The 13,310-nt window shown below is 64.6% G+C and carries 15 protein-coding genes; 7 read left to right on the top strand and 8 right to left on the bottom strand.

Features of this window, described 5'->3' with window-relative positions; translation table 11 throughout:
• From FM105_RS05385 to FM105_RS05375, 3 genes are all read left to right on the top strand, one after another.
• A partial coding sequence (locus FM105_RS05385) for an HNH endonuclease (RefSeq protein WP_218777915.1) occupies nt 1-585 on the top strand: 585 nt, incomplete at its 5' end.
• The gene (locus FM105_RS05380; protein WP_087005938.1) at nt 582-902 is read left to right on the top strand and encodes a hypothetical protein; all 321 of its coding nucleotides are present in this window, start codon (nt 582-584) and stop codon (nt 900-902) included. The genes FM105_RS05385 and FM105_RS05380, both read left to right, overlap by 4 nt.
• A 288-nt stretch (nt 903-1,190) precedes the next feature.
• A complete protein-coding gene (locus tag FM105_RS05375) occupies nt 1,191-2,057 on the top strand; it encodes a hypothetical protein (RefSeq protein WP_143275830.1) in 867 nt (288 codons plus the stop codon).
• Nucleotides 2,058-2,182: 125 nt separating this feature from the next.
• On the opposite strand, the gene FM105_RS05370 is transcribed toward FM105_RS05375, so the two are convergent.
• The 5 genes from FM105_RS05370 to FM105_RS05355 all read right to left on the bottom strand — a co-directional run bounded on the left by FM105_RS05370 (nt 2,183) and on the right by FM105_RS05355 (nt 5,389).
• A complete protein-coding gene (locus tag FM105_RS05370) occupies nt 2,183-2,992 on the bottom strand; it encodes an AAA family ATPase (RefSeq protein WP_087005932.1) in 810 nt (269 codons plus the stop codon).
• Nucleotides 2,992-3,981: a Mu transposase C-terminal domain-containing protein gene (locus FM105_RS05365; protein ID WP_306298565.1), complete on the bottom strand. Its 990-nt coding sequence runs from the start codon at nt 3,979-3,981 to the stop codon at nt 2,992-2,994. Before FM105_RS05365 ends, FM105_RS05370 begins: the two co-directional genes overlap by 1 nt.
• Nucleotides 3,982-4,380 carry a helix-turn-helix domain-containing protein gene (locus FM105_RS15005; RefSeq protein WP_306298564.1) on the bottom strand — a complete coding sequence of 133 codons (399 nt, stop codon included), beginning with the start codon at nt 4,378-4,380 and terminating at the stop codon, nt 3,982-3,984.
• A gap of 1 nt (nt 4,381) precedes the next feature.
• The gene (locus tag FM105_RS05360; protein WP_087005928.1) at nt 4,382-4,963 is read right to left on the bottom strand and encodes a recombinase family protein; all 582 of its coding nucleotides are present in this window, start codon (nt 4,961-4,963) and stop codon (nt 4,382-4,384) included.
• Between the two features lie 240 nt (nt 4,964-5,203).
• The gene (locus tag FM105_RS05355) at nt 5,204-5,389 is read right to left on the bottom strand and encodes a glutaredoxin domain-containing protein (protein ID WP_087005925.1); all 186 of its coding nucleotides are present in this window, start codon (nt 5,387-5,389) and stop codon (nt 5,204-5,206) included.
• Nucleotides 5,390-5,748: 359 nt separating this feature from the next.
• On the opposite strand from FM105_RS05355, the gene FM105_RS05345 reads away from it, so the two are divergent.
• Nucleotides 5,749-6,036 (top strand): helix-turn-helix transcriptional regulator, encoded by a 288-nt coding sequence (locus tag FM105_RS05345; protein ID WP_087005920.1) that lies wholly within the window; start codon nt 5,749-5,751, stop codon nt 6,034-6,036.
• Nucleotides 6,033-6,575 carry a hypothetical protein gene (locus FM105_RS05340; protein WP_087005917.1) on the top strand — a complete coding sequence of 181 codons (543 nt, stop codon included), beginning with the start codon at nt 6,033-6,035 and terminating at the stop codon, nt 6,573-6,575. Before FM105_RS05345 ends, FM105_RS05340 begins: the two co-directional genes overlap by 4 nt.
• 477 nt (nt 6,576-7,052) lie before the next feature.
• On the opposite strand, the gene FM105_RS05335 is transcribed toward FM105_RS05340, so the two are convergent.
• The 3 genes from FM105_RS05335 to FM105_RS05325 all read right to left on the bottom strand — a co-directional run bounded on the left by FM105_RS05335 (nt 7,053) and on the right by FM105_RS05325 (nt 11,501).
• Nucleotides 7,053-7,628, bottom strand: coding sequence for a recombinase family protein (locus FM105_RS05335; RefSeq protein WP_087005914.1), 576 nt, complete (start codon nt 7,626-7,628; stop codon nt 7,053-7,055).
• 682 nt (nt 7,629-8,310) lie between these two features.
• Nucleotides 8,311-10,185 carry a flavin-containing monooxygenase gene (locus FM105_RS05330; protein ID WP_087005912.1) on the bottom strand — a complete coding sequence of 625 codons (1,875 nt, stop codon included), beginning with the start codon at nt 10,183-10,185 and terminating at the stop codon, nt 8,311-8,313.
• Nucleotides 10,186-10,289: 104 nt separating this feature from the next.
• On the bottom strand, nt 10,290-11,501 hold the full coding sequence (locus tag FM105_RS05325) for a serine hydrolase domain-containing protein (RefSeq protein WP_179207080.1): 1,212 nt from the start codon (nt 11,499-11,501) through the stop codon (nt 10,290-10,292).
• 180 nt (nt 11,502-11,681) lie between these two features.
• Here FM105_RS05325 and FM105_RS05320 point away from each other — a divergent pair, with 180 nt between their 5' ends.
• Nucleotides 11,682-12,329 (top strand): TetR/AcrR family transcriptional regulator, encoded by a 648-nt coding sequence (locus FM105_RS05320; RefSeq protein ID WP_179207079.1) that lies wholly within the window; start codon nt 11,682-11,684, stop codon nt 12,327-12,329.
• Between the two features lie 349 nt (nt 12,330-12,678).
• Complete coding sequence (locus FM105_RS05315; protein ID WP_087005902.1) at nt 12,679-13,305, top strand: recombinase family protein; 627 nt, start codon at nt 12,679-12,681, stop codon at nt 13,303-13,305.
• The last annotated feature ends 5 nt before the right edge of the window (nt 13,306-13,310 follow it).

The raw sequence follows: 13,310 nt of genomic DNA, 5'->3' as shown, positions 1-13,310 counted from the left end.
ACTGCTAGACACCGGCGGCTTCAGACCACTTCTACACTCTCTTTTACGATGAGCCCATTAACTGTCCCTCCTTTTGTTCCTGTTTTGCGTTTTGTTTCTCCGCTTGAGTTTCTCGCGAACGCTGCTGGCGGTCCGGGGAGTGTTTCTGATTTGTTTTACGCAGAGAAGTTTTGCTTTCGATGCGAGCGTTTCTTGCCCGAGGATTCGTTTTATCCGTGCAAGCGCAATAAGTCGGGACTCACGGCGTATTGCCGTGAGTGTGAGCGTGAGCGTAAGCACGGCTATGTGCATAAGCCGGAGACGGCTTGGCGGCGCGCGTACTGGGCGCGTTGCCGGAAGTACGGCATTACCCCTGTGGTCGAGGAGTTCACCCGCGAGGATCTGATCGCTCGCGATGGCGAGGGGTGTGCTGAGTGCGGCGACGCGACCGCGGCGCTTGAATTGGATCACGTCGTTCCTGTCGCGGCTGGTGGTGCTCACACGTTGAGCAACACGCGGCTGGTGGATGCGGCGTGTAATCGTCGCAAGGCGCGCTCCGAGGATTCGGCTTTGATTGCCGCCTACCGCGAGGAGGTGGCGGGATGAGCAAACTTTTGACGGCTGCTGATCTTGGCCCGGGCGATTTCTTTGTCCGGACGGATCACGATTCGGGCGTGGTGTTTCGGGTGGTGTCTACCCCGTGGCGGCTGTCGCCGCACAGTTCGATGCTGTGGGTGACGGCTGAGGCGTGGGGCCATCGTACGGATGGCCGTGTCCAGTCGATGCGTACGCGTGCGGATAAGCCGGTTCGTCGGCTTGGGCACCGCGAGGTGCTCGAGATGCTGGATGCTCTTCACGCCCGCGTACTCGAGCGCGGTGTGACGGTTCGTGTCCGCCTGGATGGGCAGGCGGTGGCTGCGTGAACTCTACGGCTGGTCGCTACAACGGCCTGCGCAGGTCGGGACGCGCGACAGTTCGTCGCGCGCACGCGGTGCTCGGGTCTATCGCTGACGGCACACCGCACGTCGTTCTGCGCGTCGGCGCTGTGCCCGTCACTCTTACCCCTTCTGAGGCCGCGAGCGTCGCAGACTCATTGATCGATGTCGCTGAGCAGGTCGAGGCGCTGGACGCCGAACGGGCCGACGACAGTGCCACTACTACTACCCCGGGGACGACCGTTCCCGGTTCTACCGACTGAGAGGACCATGACGATGGCAAGCAAGAAGAACAGCACCACCACCGCTGCGACGGCGACCCCTGAGGGTGTCGGTGTTCGTGAGGCGCAGGCTCGCGAGCTGCTCGAGCAGAAGCGGGCGGAGCAGGCCCGGGCGCGTGAGCACCTCGCGGATCTGCGTGATGCCCTGCCGTCTGCGCTCGCTGAGCGCGACCGGCTGGACGCCGTGATCGGCACGACGGGTGAGTCGGAGGACTCGTTCACTCTCCTGGGGGACGCGAACACGCGCGTGACCTCGCTCGAGCGGCGGATCGCTCGAGCGGAGCGGTCTGCTGCTGAGGCGGATGAAGTTGTTGAGTCGGCGCGGGTGACTGTCGAGTATCGCCGGGGTCAGGATCTGGTCGAGTTCTTGGATGGCTTCGACCGTGGCGCGGTTGATGCTGAGTTCCTGTCGCAGATCCAGCCGCTGTTCGACGCGTACCAGGATCGTCTGCAGCTCCGTGATGATGCTGAGGATGAGGCGCGGGCGATTGCCCGCCGGCTGGCTAACACGCCGGGTGCGCAGGTGTCGGTCGGTGAGGGCTTTGTTCAGATCGGCGGCGTCCAGGTTCGGACGCCTGCGTATTTGCGTCGGGAGAACGCGGGTTCGGTGTTCACCGGTGTTGTGGATCGACGTGCTGAGGAGCGTAGGCGCGAGATTGCTGCTGAGCAGGAGGCGATGGCTGCGGAGCGGCGTGCTGAGCGTGAGCGGGAACGCGCGCTGGACCTTGAGCGTCTCGCGTTCTTCGGCGGCGGGTCTGCGGACCCGTCGTCCCGAGTCGACGGCCACGCTCCTGGTCGTCCTCACGTCCACCCTCAGGCCCGCAACGTGTCGGGTCTGGGGTCGGTCGGGTCGTCGTTCTGACGATCCTGCCTGTCGCGGCGCTGTGAGGCCCGTAGTGCTGTAGACGACGATGCCCCCACACCTTCACGGGTGTGGGGTGTAGGTTTGATCGCTCTATGGCGATGTTCTGTGATGCCTGGATGGCGCTAGTTCCCGATGACAAGGATGCTTGCGGCGGCTTCGATGACGTCGTCGGTGATGGTTTCGAGCTGGTTGATCTTCAGCACGCGGTTGATCTGGGGGAAGAGGCGTTCGAGGAGGCGGAAGTTCCCGCGGGTGATGCGTTCGATCGCGGCGATGGCTTGAGCGTCGGTGAAGTCGTCGGGGTCGAGCTCGTGGCCGAGTCGTTTCCAGTGGCGGGTGAGGACGAACAGGAGCTCTTCGCGGCCGAGGGCGCGGTAGCGGTGGGCGAAGCCGAGCCGGCTGTAAAGCTGGGGGTAGTGGCGGAAGCGCTGGTCGATGCCGGGCATGCCGATGAGGATGATGGCGAGGTGCTCGCGGTCGTGGAGGTCTCGGAGTAGTTCGAGCGCGGTGCGGGTGAGTCGTTCGGCTTCGTCGATGATCAGCAGCTCGGTGTACTGGATTGTCCTGGGCACATAGCGATCGGTGACCTTCCCGGTCGCGCACAGGTGCTCGTAGACGCAGATGCCGACTTTGGCGCGGTAGAACTCGATCTCGCGCATGAGGTCGCGGGGCTTGGGGAGGACTTCTGGGGTGTAGAAGGCGGTGCGGGAGCGGTTGGCGGCGGCGTAATGCTTGAGGTCGTCCTCGCTGCGCGGTCCCCACTCGTCGATGAAGGGCTCCAGGGTGTCCCAGTGGGCGTAGCGGCGAGCCGAGAGGGTCTTGCCGACGCCGGCATCGCCATGGCAGATGCCGATGGTGACCTCCTTCCGCACGGCGGTGGCGAACTCCGCGAAGCGGCGGTGCTCCTTGGTGACGATGAAGTCGCGGTTCATCAGTCGTCCTCTTCGTAGGTCCGCAGCCTTCTCCGGCGAGGTGCTGCGGAAGATGGCGGCGGTTCAGGCTCATGGCGGGGCGTGGTGGGGATGCGGTCGTTGATGTCCTTGCGGAGCTGGCGGCGCCGGGCACGGCGGGCAGTCTCGATCTCCCGCAGGGTCAGGCGCTGGTTGGGGTGTGCTTCATCGATCGCGGTGCAGATGAAGGTGTCGTGGTCGTAGACGCGGATCTCGGACAGGTCACGGGGGTCGTAGCGGACGGTGATGGTCCGCCCGACGAAGGAGGCGAGGGTGGGTGAGAGGTAGCGCTGGCCCTGGAAGTGGATACCGTCGCGTTGGACGACGCGGTGCGTGGGAACGGTCAGCAGCAGCCCGTCCAGCTGGTCAAGGCTCTCGGGCATCCGCGGCAACCACCCGTCAGCGACCCACGCGGCTTTCGGGCTCACCCCGATCTCTCGGTGAGTCCGCTCGTTGTACTGCGCGATGAACTCGCCGATCGCCTGATCGAGGGCCGGCAGGTCGATCGACGGTCTCGGCTTCGGGACGTCGGCCGCGAGGTGTCCGGGCAGGGTGGGCAGCACTTCGGTGTTGAGGGTGCGGAAGAACCGTTCGATCTTGCCGCGGCCTTGCGGGCGGCCGACGGTGGAGAAGATCAGCCGGATCTTCAGAGCGACCGCAGTGTATTCGAGGTGGTGGCTGGTGAAGTCGGAGCCATGATCGACGTGGAGCACGTCGGGGATCCCGCACATCGCCCAGCTGGGTTCGCTCTTGCGCCAGATCGCTTGGCGCAGTGCGAGGGCGGTGTTCATGGCCGATGGTGCTCCAGCGAAGACCATGTAGCCGCAGATCGCGCGGGAGTAGTCGTCCATGACCGTGGTCAGCCAGGGGCGTTCGGGCTTGCCACCGGCGCCGGCGATGAGGATGTCGAGCTCGGTGTGGTCGGCCTGCCACGTCGCGTTCGGTCGCTCGGCCCGGTGACGGAAGACCAGCTAGTGACGATCACGGTAGGCCGCTGGCCCCTCCAGCGCGAGAGTCACCATCGCCGGATCGAGACTGCGGACCACGGCGCGGACGGTCGCGTAGCTCGGAGCCTTCACCTCGAGACGGGCGGCCTCGCCGCGGGTGAGGCGGTGCAAGGTGGCGATGCTCGGCCGCGGGCGGGTGAGCGCCAGATGCTCGACGAACGCCACGAGTTCGGGCGCCATCCGGCGCGTCCCGGTATCGGCACGGGGCAGGTTCCCCAGCGCGGCGATCCCACCATCGCGGTAGCGGGCGTGCCAGCGCGACAGGGTACGCAGACCGATCCCGGTGTCGGTGGCCAAGGCTGTCAGCGGAATGCCGTCCTCGACGTGGAGTCGAAGGATGCGCCACCGCTGCAGCCCGTCCACCTCACACCTTCTCGGCGGCGAGGTCGTCGCGGGCGCGGGCCGCGTGCTGGTGGCGATAGAGCGTGGCGCGGGACCAGCCAACCAGGCGCGCCGCCTGCTCGGCGGTACGGCCCTTCGCGCGGGCGTCTCGCGCGATCGCGAGCTTCTCCGCGATCACGACCGGATCCACCGGCGGCCGGCCAAAGCGAGTGCCGCTCTGCTTGGCCGCGGCAATTCCGGCGTTGACCCGCTCGACGATGAGTTCGCGCTCGTACTCGGCCAGAGTCGCGAGCATGCCCAGCATCAGTCGGCCCGACGTCGTCTCCGGATCGATCCCGTCCGAGAGCGACCGGACCTTCACCCCCTGCTCCCGCAGCAGGTTCACGGTGTTCAGCACATCGATCAGGGACCGGCCGAGGCGGTCGATGCGCCACACCACGACGGTGTCGCCTTCCTCGACGTAGTCAAGCAGCCGCTTCATCCCCGGCCGCTCTATCGCGGTCCGGCTGCCCGAGGTCACGTCCGAGAACACGTCCCGCCTCTGGACGCCGGCATCGAGGAGTGCATCAAGCTGCAACTGCGCGTCTTGCGTTGCCGTGCTCACGCGGTGTGAGTCGCAGCGGTTAGTGGCGTGGTTCTCGCTTCGGTAAACGGCGGCAGTCGTTAGTGGCCGGTGAGGAGTGCTTCCCGGGTGGTGGCGACGGTTTCCGGGGGGCGAGCCCTACCGGCATCATCGCGGCCAGCAACTCCAGCCCGTCAAGCTGTCCGCTGATCACACCGTCCCTTGATTCCCGGCGACGACATGCTCAGCCAGCTTCTCGATCTTGTCTGGTCGGAAGCCGGATCAATGGTCTTCATCGGCTATCACGACGGGGGCCTGCATGTACCCCATGGCTCGAATCTGCTCGAGGGCTTCAGGGTCTTGGGAGAGGTCCCCGGTTTCGTAGGCGATGACCTTGTTCTCTAGGGTGCGGTAGGTGGCGTTGCATTGCACGCTAGCGGGTTTGTTGTAGACGATCACAGTGGTCATGGTCTGGTCCTTGCCGGTGGGACGGTGGCGGTCAGTGGCTGTGGATGAGGTTGGGGTCGATGCCGTCGCCGAACTCGGCGCCAGGGAAGCAGCGTGGGTGGATGCCGCTGGTGATCTGCTCACGGAGACGGGAGTCGACCTCGGGCAGAGCGTCCTGGACGAGTGTCAGAGTCAGAAGTCGACGGCACTGATGTCAGAAGCGGTCTTCACTGATCGAATAGGTGACGTCGACACTGCGTCGCAAGGGGATCGTTGACTGGGACGCGCGCCGACCGCCAGCGGAGGTAACTAGTGCGTCACGATGGACGTCTAACGTTGGAGTACTTGTCATTTGATTGCGTGTAAGCAACACTGGATGCATGCCAAGCAAGAGTACGGCCGGCGAGGGCACCAAGGAGCTGCACAACCGTCTCGCGGTGCTGCGCGCTGAGCGGGGCCTCAGCCGCCGGGAACTCGCCCAGGCCGTAGGCATCAACTCTCAGACGGTCGGCTTCCTCGAGCGCGGCGACTACGGTCCCTCGGTCGAGCTTGCCCTGCGCCTGGCGGGCTACTTCGACCTGCCGGTCGAGGCGATCTTCTCTCTCACCCCGTTCCCCGCCATGTCCGCTCAGCTCTACTCACCTCGGACGACAGGAACAAACTCATGAGCACCTCCCGCCCCGCCGCCCAGCCCAGCGCCGAGCTACGCGCCGCTGCTCAGGCCCATATGCAGCACCAGCGCCAGCGTCCTCTGCCCGGCTGGCTGGCCGCCCCCGGCCGCCGCCGCGTTCTGGCCCTGGTGCCTGCGGTCATCTTCGCCGTCGGGGTGGTCGCCGCCGTCCTCGCCGACACCCCCGGTCTGATCCTCATGATGCTGGTGGCCGTCCTCGGTATGGCCGGCGTTCTCGTGATGCGCCGGGCGACGCAGATGCTCGACACCGCACCCGAGGGTCTGCTCGACGAGCGTGAGATCAGCCAGCGCGACCGCGGGTATCGAGACGCCTTCCCCCTGACGCTGGCCTTGCTGTTCGTGCTGTGGATGCTGTCCATCGCGGACGGGTTCGTCGCCAAGATCGGGACCACCGGCCTGTTCGACGGGGACGGTTGGATCTACCTCACCCTCGCGTCCTTCTTCACGGCCTTAACGCTCCCCGCCGCAGCCCTGACCTGGCGCTGGCAGGCACCGCAGGACGACCAGGACGACTGACCAACACCACGCACCCCCACAGCCCATGGCCCGCGCGAAGTCGCCGTGGACCGTTCCCGCTTAGGGCTTCTCCGCGCGATCGGAGATGCACCGATAGCCGAACCCCCACCGGAAACACCAGGAGCCGACTTGGATGAACGGCGGCACGCCTCTAGGGGCATCCCGTATGACCCGTCCGGTGGCCGGTCCCGCGGCGGGGCGCCATACGGCACGCCCTGGGCGGGCCTCACGGCGTCAAAGTCCGCGACCGACTTCCGCGCCGCCGACCGTTGACTAGCAGCGACCGTCCCAGTTCCTTGGTAGTGGGACTGTCATTTTCAGGAGCCGGCTGCACGTCCAGCCCCGTGTTCTCGGGGTTGTGCAGTCAGGCTGTTGAACGCTGATCGTTCAGTACTCGTGTGCGCAACGTTGCGAATTGTCAGAAGTCGCCTGCACGAAACGCCCTCGTCCCGGGTGGCACAGCAGCCGCCGTCGGTCCTACTCGTTCGCCTCGTCGGTCACCAGTGCCAGGTATCGGTACACGGTGGCCCGGCTGACGCCCAGCAGTTTGGAGATCTCTGGAGGAGTGATCCCCGCGTGCCGGTACTGGCCGGCCTGCCGGACCTTCTCGCTATCGGGGGTGACGGTCGGTCGGCCACCCTTGCGGCCGCGGGCGGCGGCCGCGGCCAGGCCAGCCCGGGTGCGTTCGGCCAGCTGGTCGCGCTCGAGTTGGGCGAACGCGGACATGACGGTGAGCATAGCTTTGCCCATCGGTCCGGTCGTGGTGATTCCCTCGGTCAGTGACCGGAAGTAGATGCCCTGGGACTCGAGGGAGTCGACGAGGTCGAGTAGCTGTCGGGTGTTGCGGCCCAGCCGGTCGAGCTTCCACACGACCAGCTCGTCCCCGGCCCGGGCGTTGTCCAGCAGTCTCTCCAGCTCCGGGCGCTTGGCCTTCGTCCCGCTGACGCCGTGGTCGGTGTAGACCCTCAGGCACCCCGCGCTTTCGAGGGCATGGATCTGCAGGTCCGCATTCTGCTCCAGTGTGCTGACTCGCGCGTATCCCAGACTTGCCATCCGTACCTCTTCTCAAAAACTCGACCTGTTTCGCCTAGTTGAGACTGTAGCGAATGAGACAGGGTATTGAGACGAAACGCGCTGGCGGCCGCGGTTGGGAAATCGTTGAAATCACGGTCGAACTGGATGCTCGTTCGGTGTGCTTGGGCGAATAGGCCGGGCGTCGCATCAATCGAACGTTTGTTGCGGCGAGACAAATGGTGGTCATCTGAGATTCGACGACGCTCACTGCGAGCCAATGCTGCGGTACCGCGAAGCATGATGGCTCCAGTGAGCGGCGCTGCGGCACTCAGTTCGGCAAGACCCCAGGTGGATATTGAACGAATGCCGTGATTGAGGCGGTGAAGGGAAGAGGCCCGCCAATGGCGGGCCTCTTCGCGTTTCTGTCTCCGCACCTGCCTAACCCGATACCGCCACTCGGGGCTTGTTTCTGTGTGGCCCAGGGTTGAATACGGGGCATTCAGCTCTTGCTCTTGAGCGGGTAGTGCTGGCCAGCAGATCTTGCTTCCGCTTGAATCTCGAGGCGGGGCTGTACGCCGCGGTCGCATTGTCCGTCGCCGCCGATGCGTGGTCGCCGTCCGCGAGTGGCCCGCAGCTGCACGGCGAGATCGGCCCTACGTGGGAGATCCCGGTCCACTTATGGCCCAGCCGCAGCAGCTATCCCGCACTCATGCCGGCGGTGTCACTTCGCCTCGCCCACCTGCTCGGGCTCCTTGCGGAACTCCGCGCGGAGCTTGTGCTTGGGCAGCTTGCCCGAGGCGAGTTCGAGTCCCTTCATGGAGCCTTCTTCTCGCCACTCGGCGAGGAGAGCGTTGAACTTCACGATCCCTGGTCCGTAGAATCCGGCACTCACTGCGGCAGATTCGGTGCCCTCGTTGTTGTAGTAGCCAGGGGTGCAGTCCTGGTAGTAGGTGTCTTGGAGCTCGGAGTCCTGGATAACGGCGACCCAATCGTCCTGCGCCTGTTGTGTCGGTTCGACGGTGGCCGCGCCGCGGCGCTTGGCCTCGCCGATGATGTATGAGATGTGGCGCGCCTGCTCGTCGAACATGAAGGTCATGTTGACGCTGGGGGCGTTCTGGCTCAGGCCAATGAAGAACCAGTTCGGGTAGCCGCGGCTGGTGAACCCGTGCAGGGTCCGCATTTCCTTGTCCCATTCGTCCACCAGTGACCGTCCGTCGCGTCCGATGACCTCGTACCCGATGCGGCGCCGGATCTGGGTGAGGATCTCGAAGCCCGAGGCGTAGATGATGCAGTCGACCTCGTACTCCTTGCCGTTGGCGACGATGCCTTTCGGGGTGATTCGTTCTACGCCCTTGTTGTCGCTGACGTCGACGAGGGTGACGTTGTCGCGGTTGAATGCCGGCAGGTACTCGTCGTTGAACGTCGGGCGCTTGCACAGGAACTTGTAGTAGGGCTTGAGGGTCTCGGCGAGTTCCGGATCGGTGATGGTCTCGTCCACGCGGTCCCGGATCTCGTTCATTCTGCGGAAGTCGATGATCTCGGCCTGGAGTGCGAGTTCTTCCATGGTCTTCGCCGGCGGCATCTCGCGGAGTTTGGCCGCCATCACGGTCCAGCCGTCTTGGACCAGGTCGACGTCGCGCTGCTCGCCGGTCAAGAGGGCGCCGAAGTTGTCGCGGCGCTCCTGCTGCCAGCCCGGCTGCAGGCTGTTCCACCACTCCGGATCGGTCGGTTTGTTGCCACGCTCGCACACTGCTGATGGGGTGCGCTGGAAGACATAGAGGTGTTCAGCGTACTCGGCAGTGCGCGGCACGGACTGGATCGCGGTCGCGCCGGTGCCGATGATGGCGACCTTCTTGTCGCCGAGCTTCGTCATACCGCCGGTTGTGTCTCCGCCGGTGTAGTCGTAGTCCCAGCGGCTGGTGTGGAACGAGTGGCCCTCGAAATCGTGGATGCCGGGGATGCCGGGCAGCTTCGGCCGGCTGGCAGGGCCGATCGCGCTGACGACGAATCGGGCGCGGATGTCGTCGTTCCGATCGGTGGAGACCAGCCAGTGGTTGTTGGTGTCGTCCCAGCGCATCTGGCGCACGCGGGTGTGGAAGTATGCACGCTCATACAGTCCGTAGTGGCGGCCGATGCGCTTGGCGTACTCGAAGATCTCATCGACGTAGGAGTACTTCTCCTTCGGCATGTAGTCGAGCTCTTCGAGCAGCGGCAGGTAGCAGTAGGACTCGATGTCGCACTGCGCGCCGGGGTACCTGTTCCAGTACCACGTGCCACCGAAGTCTCCAGCGGCGTCGATGATCTTAAAGTCCTCGACCCCGGCCTCCATCAGGCGCGCGCTAGCCAGCAGGCCGCTGAAACCGCCGCCGAGGACCAAGACCTCGGTCTCTTCGGTGACCGGATCGCGGGTGAAGTTCGGATCAGCGTATGGGTCGGTCTCGTCGTACTTCGCGAACTTGCCGCTGACTTCGAAGTACTGATTATCGCCTTCGGGGCGGATGCGGCGCTCCCGCTCGTGCTGGTACTTCTGCCGGAGAGCTTCGATATCGAATTCAAGGGTTTGCAGGAGGTCGAGCTGATTTTCTGTCGCAGTCATAGCATTCCTTTTTCTTGTGATGGGGGAGGCGCGAGCTCGTGATGAGTACGAGCGCGCCGCGTCTCGTCCACTCGCGAGGCGGGCTTGGCGAGTGAGGAGTGGTGTCAGCGAGTCCAGACGCCGGGGGCGTTGGTGCGGTAGCCGAGTGATTCGTAGAGGCGGTCGACCAGGGATTGGCCGCGGTCGTTCATCAGCACTCCGGCTCCTTGCCGGTTCATCACGTAGCCGAACCCGATCCGTTCGGTCGGGTCTGCGAATCCGAGGCTGCCGCCGGAGCCGACGTGACCGAAGGCAGACGGACCCATGAGGACGCTCATCCCCGACTGTCCATTGGCCCGGTTGTCGATGGATTTCATGAAGCCCAGGGCAAAGCGGGTGCCGATCCGCAGGGTCTCGTCGCTGGCGGTGGCGGCCGCGATCTCCGACATCCGGGTCACCGTGTCGGGGCTGACCAGTCCACCGCCGCCGTTGGCCAGGGGTGTGTAGAGCTGGGCGAGGCCACAGGCCGTACCCACCCCACCACCACCACCGATCTCAGCAGCCCGGTTCTCTCGCACGTTGAAGTCGAGACCGGCATCAATGGTGTCCAGTGCTGACCGTGCACTGACGCTTGTGGGCTCCTCGATGATCGCTCGCGCGAAATCCGACTCATATTCGGCTCCGGGAACGTGGGCGATGATGGGTGCCACGGTCGGCTCGAGCTCCTCGGGCAGCCCGATGTGGAAGTCGATATTGCGGGGATCGGCGATCTCCCGGCGAAGGAACGTGCCCAACGACATGCCTGAGACTCGCCGGACCAGCTCGCCGACGACCCATCCGAAGGAAACCATGTGATACCCGTTGCGCGTGCCGGGCTTCCAGTACGGTTCCTGACGTGCAAGCAGGGTGCACATCTTCTCCCAGTCGGTCATGTCCAGTGGCTGGAGCGGCTCACGGAAAGCGGGCACACCAGCCTGATGGCTGAGCATCATTGCCACTGTGGTGTCTTCCTTGCCGTTGGTGGCGAACTCAGGCCAGTACTTCTTCACCGGGGCGTCCAGGTCCAGCTCGCCCCGGTCGACCAAAACGTGTGCGCAGATGGCGGTGACGCCCTTGGTGCTGGAGTAGACAACGGCGCGGGTGTTCTCATCCCATGGGCGGCCTGTCTCTTGGTCGGCCACTCCACCCCACAGGTCGACGACCGGCTGCCCGTCGAGGGTGATGTGCAGGGCAGCTCCCACTTCGCCCCGTTCGGTGAAGTTGCGCTCGAACTCCTCCCTCACAGCCTCGAACCTCGTGTCGCAGACGCCCTGAATCCCGTTAGCAGTCATAGTCATTTGCTGAGCCTTCCGTGTTTCGAACCGGCGGCGCGGGCATCTGCGACCGCGCCGGTTGTAACCAGCCCGCCTCATTGCGGACATAAGTAAGTAGTGACTTACTTACTTATGCGAGAACTGAAACACACTCTTGGAACCGTGTCAACGATCACACTGCTCGGGAGTAACTACACTGGGCTCATGCAACCATCGCCGTACCCCGCGTCCTCCCGAGCACGCCTGTCCGCGGCAGAACGCCGGCGACGTCTGCTCGACGACGCCCGCGAGGAGTTCATCCAGCGGGGTTTCAGTGCAGCGCGCACCAAGGACATCGCTGCTGCTACTGGTGTGAATGAAGCGTTGCTCTACAAGCATTTCGGCTCCAAGCAGGAACTGTTCGACTTGTCGATCCTTGAGCCTCTTGACCGCGCGATTGCCGGGCTCGTGGAGCGCAATTCGGAGCCACCGGAGACGTTCGACAGCACCGGTGACCAGGTGCGGGCGATGACAATCACCTTCGTCCGCGATCTGCTCGTGGCAATGGACGAGATCGGCCCGCTGCTGATCGCCGCATTGCACAGCGGGAACCGCTCGCCCTTGGAGGCATACAGGGACCTCATCGAGCCGTACTTTGAGACAATGAGCGAAGTCGTTGAAACGAACCTTCAGTCGTGGTCTCATCAGCCGTTCGATCCGCAATTGACCTCACGAATGGGTTTCGGTGCGGCATTCTTCATCACGCTCAGCGCGCAGGCAAAAGGCGAAGCGCTCGACCACGACGATGTCGCGGAGCAGATTGTGTCGATCTTCGTCGACGCGCTGCACACTCCAGACGCACCGCCGGCCTAGTCACGAGTGCACTCCACTCGTGGTTCTGCCGCCAGTGTCCGGTGGGTTCGGTTCCTCGACGGCGTTATCGGCTCTTCTAGCCAGGTTCCCCCCGCGGTGTCTCGAAAAGCAGCCCTTATAGCGACCCCGACCTGCCTCTCGAGTAACGAACGATTGCTGAGGCAACTGGAACGCCGTGCTGTGCATACGACTTCTGGCATTCGTGCAGGCGACTTCTGAAACTGACAGGGACACCGAAGACGAACATCCGCACCGATCGACCCCGGGCATGAATTTCCGTCCCACAAGTACGGCCCAGATTGGCATCCCATCCATCCCGTACAGAATCAGCTTTTGGTATGATCGGCGTATGGAATTGGGGTACGCGCGGGTTTCGACGGTCAAGCAAGACCTGGACCGGCAGATCGATGCTCTGGGTCAGACCGGCATCGCGGCCGAACGGATCTATGTGGACAAGAAGTCTGGGTCCACGGTCGATCGCCCCGGCCTGCGCGCGGTCCTGGAGTATGCCCGCGATGGTGACGTGATCGTCGTCCACACCCTCGACCGGCTCGGGCGCACGGTGCGCGACACGCTGAACCTGATCCATGATCTTTCTGAGCGCAACATCGGGGTGCGGAACCTCGCCGACCCGATCAAAGTGGACTCCTCCAACCCGGACGATCCGATGGCCCAGCTGTCCGTGGTGCTGCTGGCGCTGTTCGGACAGATGGAACGCACCTACACCCTGGAGCGCGCCGCCCATGCCCGAGCGGTGGCGACCGCGAAAGGCCGACGCGTCGGGCGGCCGTCTGTGGTGGATCCGGACAAGCTGGCCTACGCGGAGCACCTGCGGACGCTCGGGCACACGATGGCCGAGATCGTGGCCAAGACCGGGATCACCCGCACCAGCTTGTACCGCCATCTGCCACCGCGGCCTCCCGAATCGGTGACCGCCGGCCCGGAGCCTGCGGCCGACCCAGGCCCCGAGACCTGAACCTA

This window comes from Brevibacterium yomogidense (assembly GCF_900163715.1).
Classification (GTDB): Bacteria; Actinomycetota; Actinomycetes; order Actinomycetales; family Brevibacteriaceae; genus Brevibacterium; species Brevibacterium yomogidense_A.
Note: the sequence above shows the minus strand (reverse complement) of the source record. Positions and strands in the feature narration are given on the sequence as shown.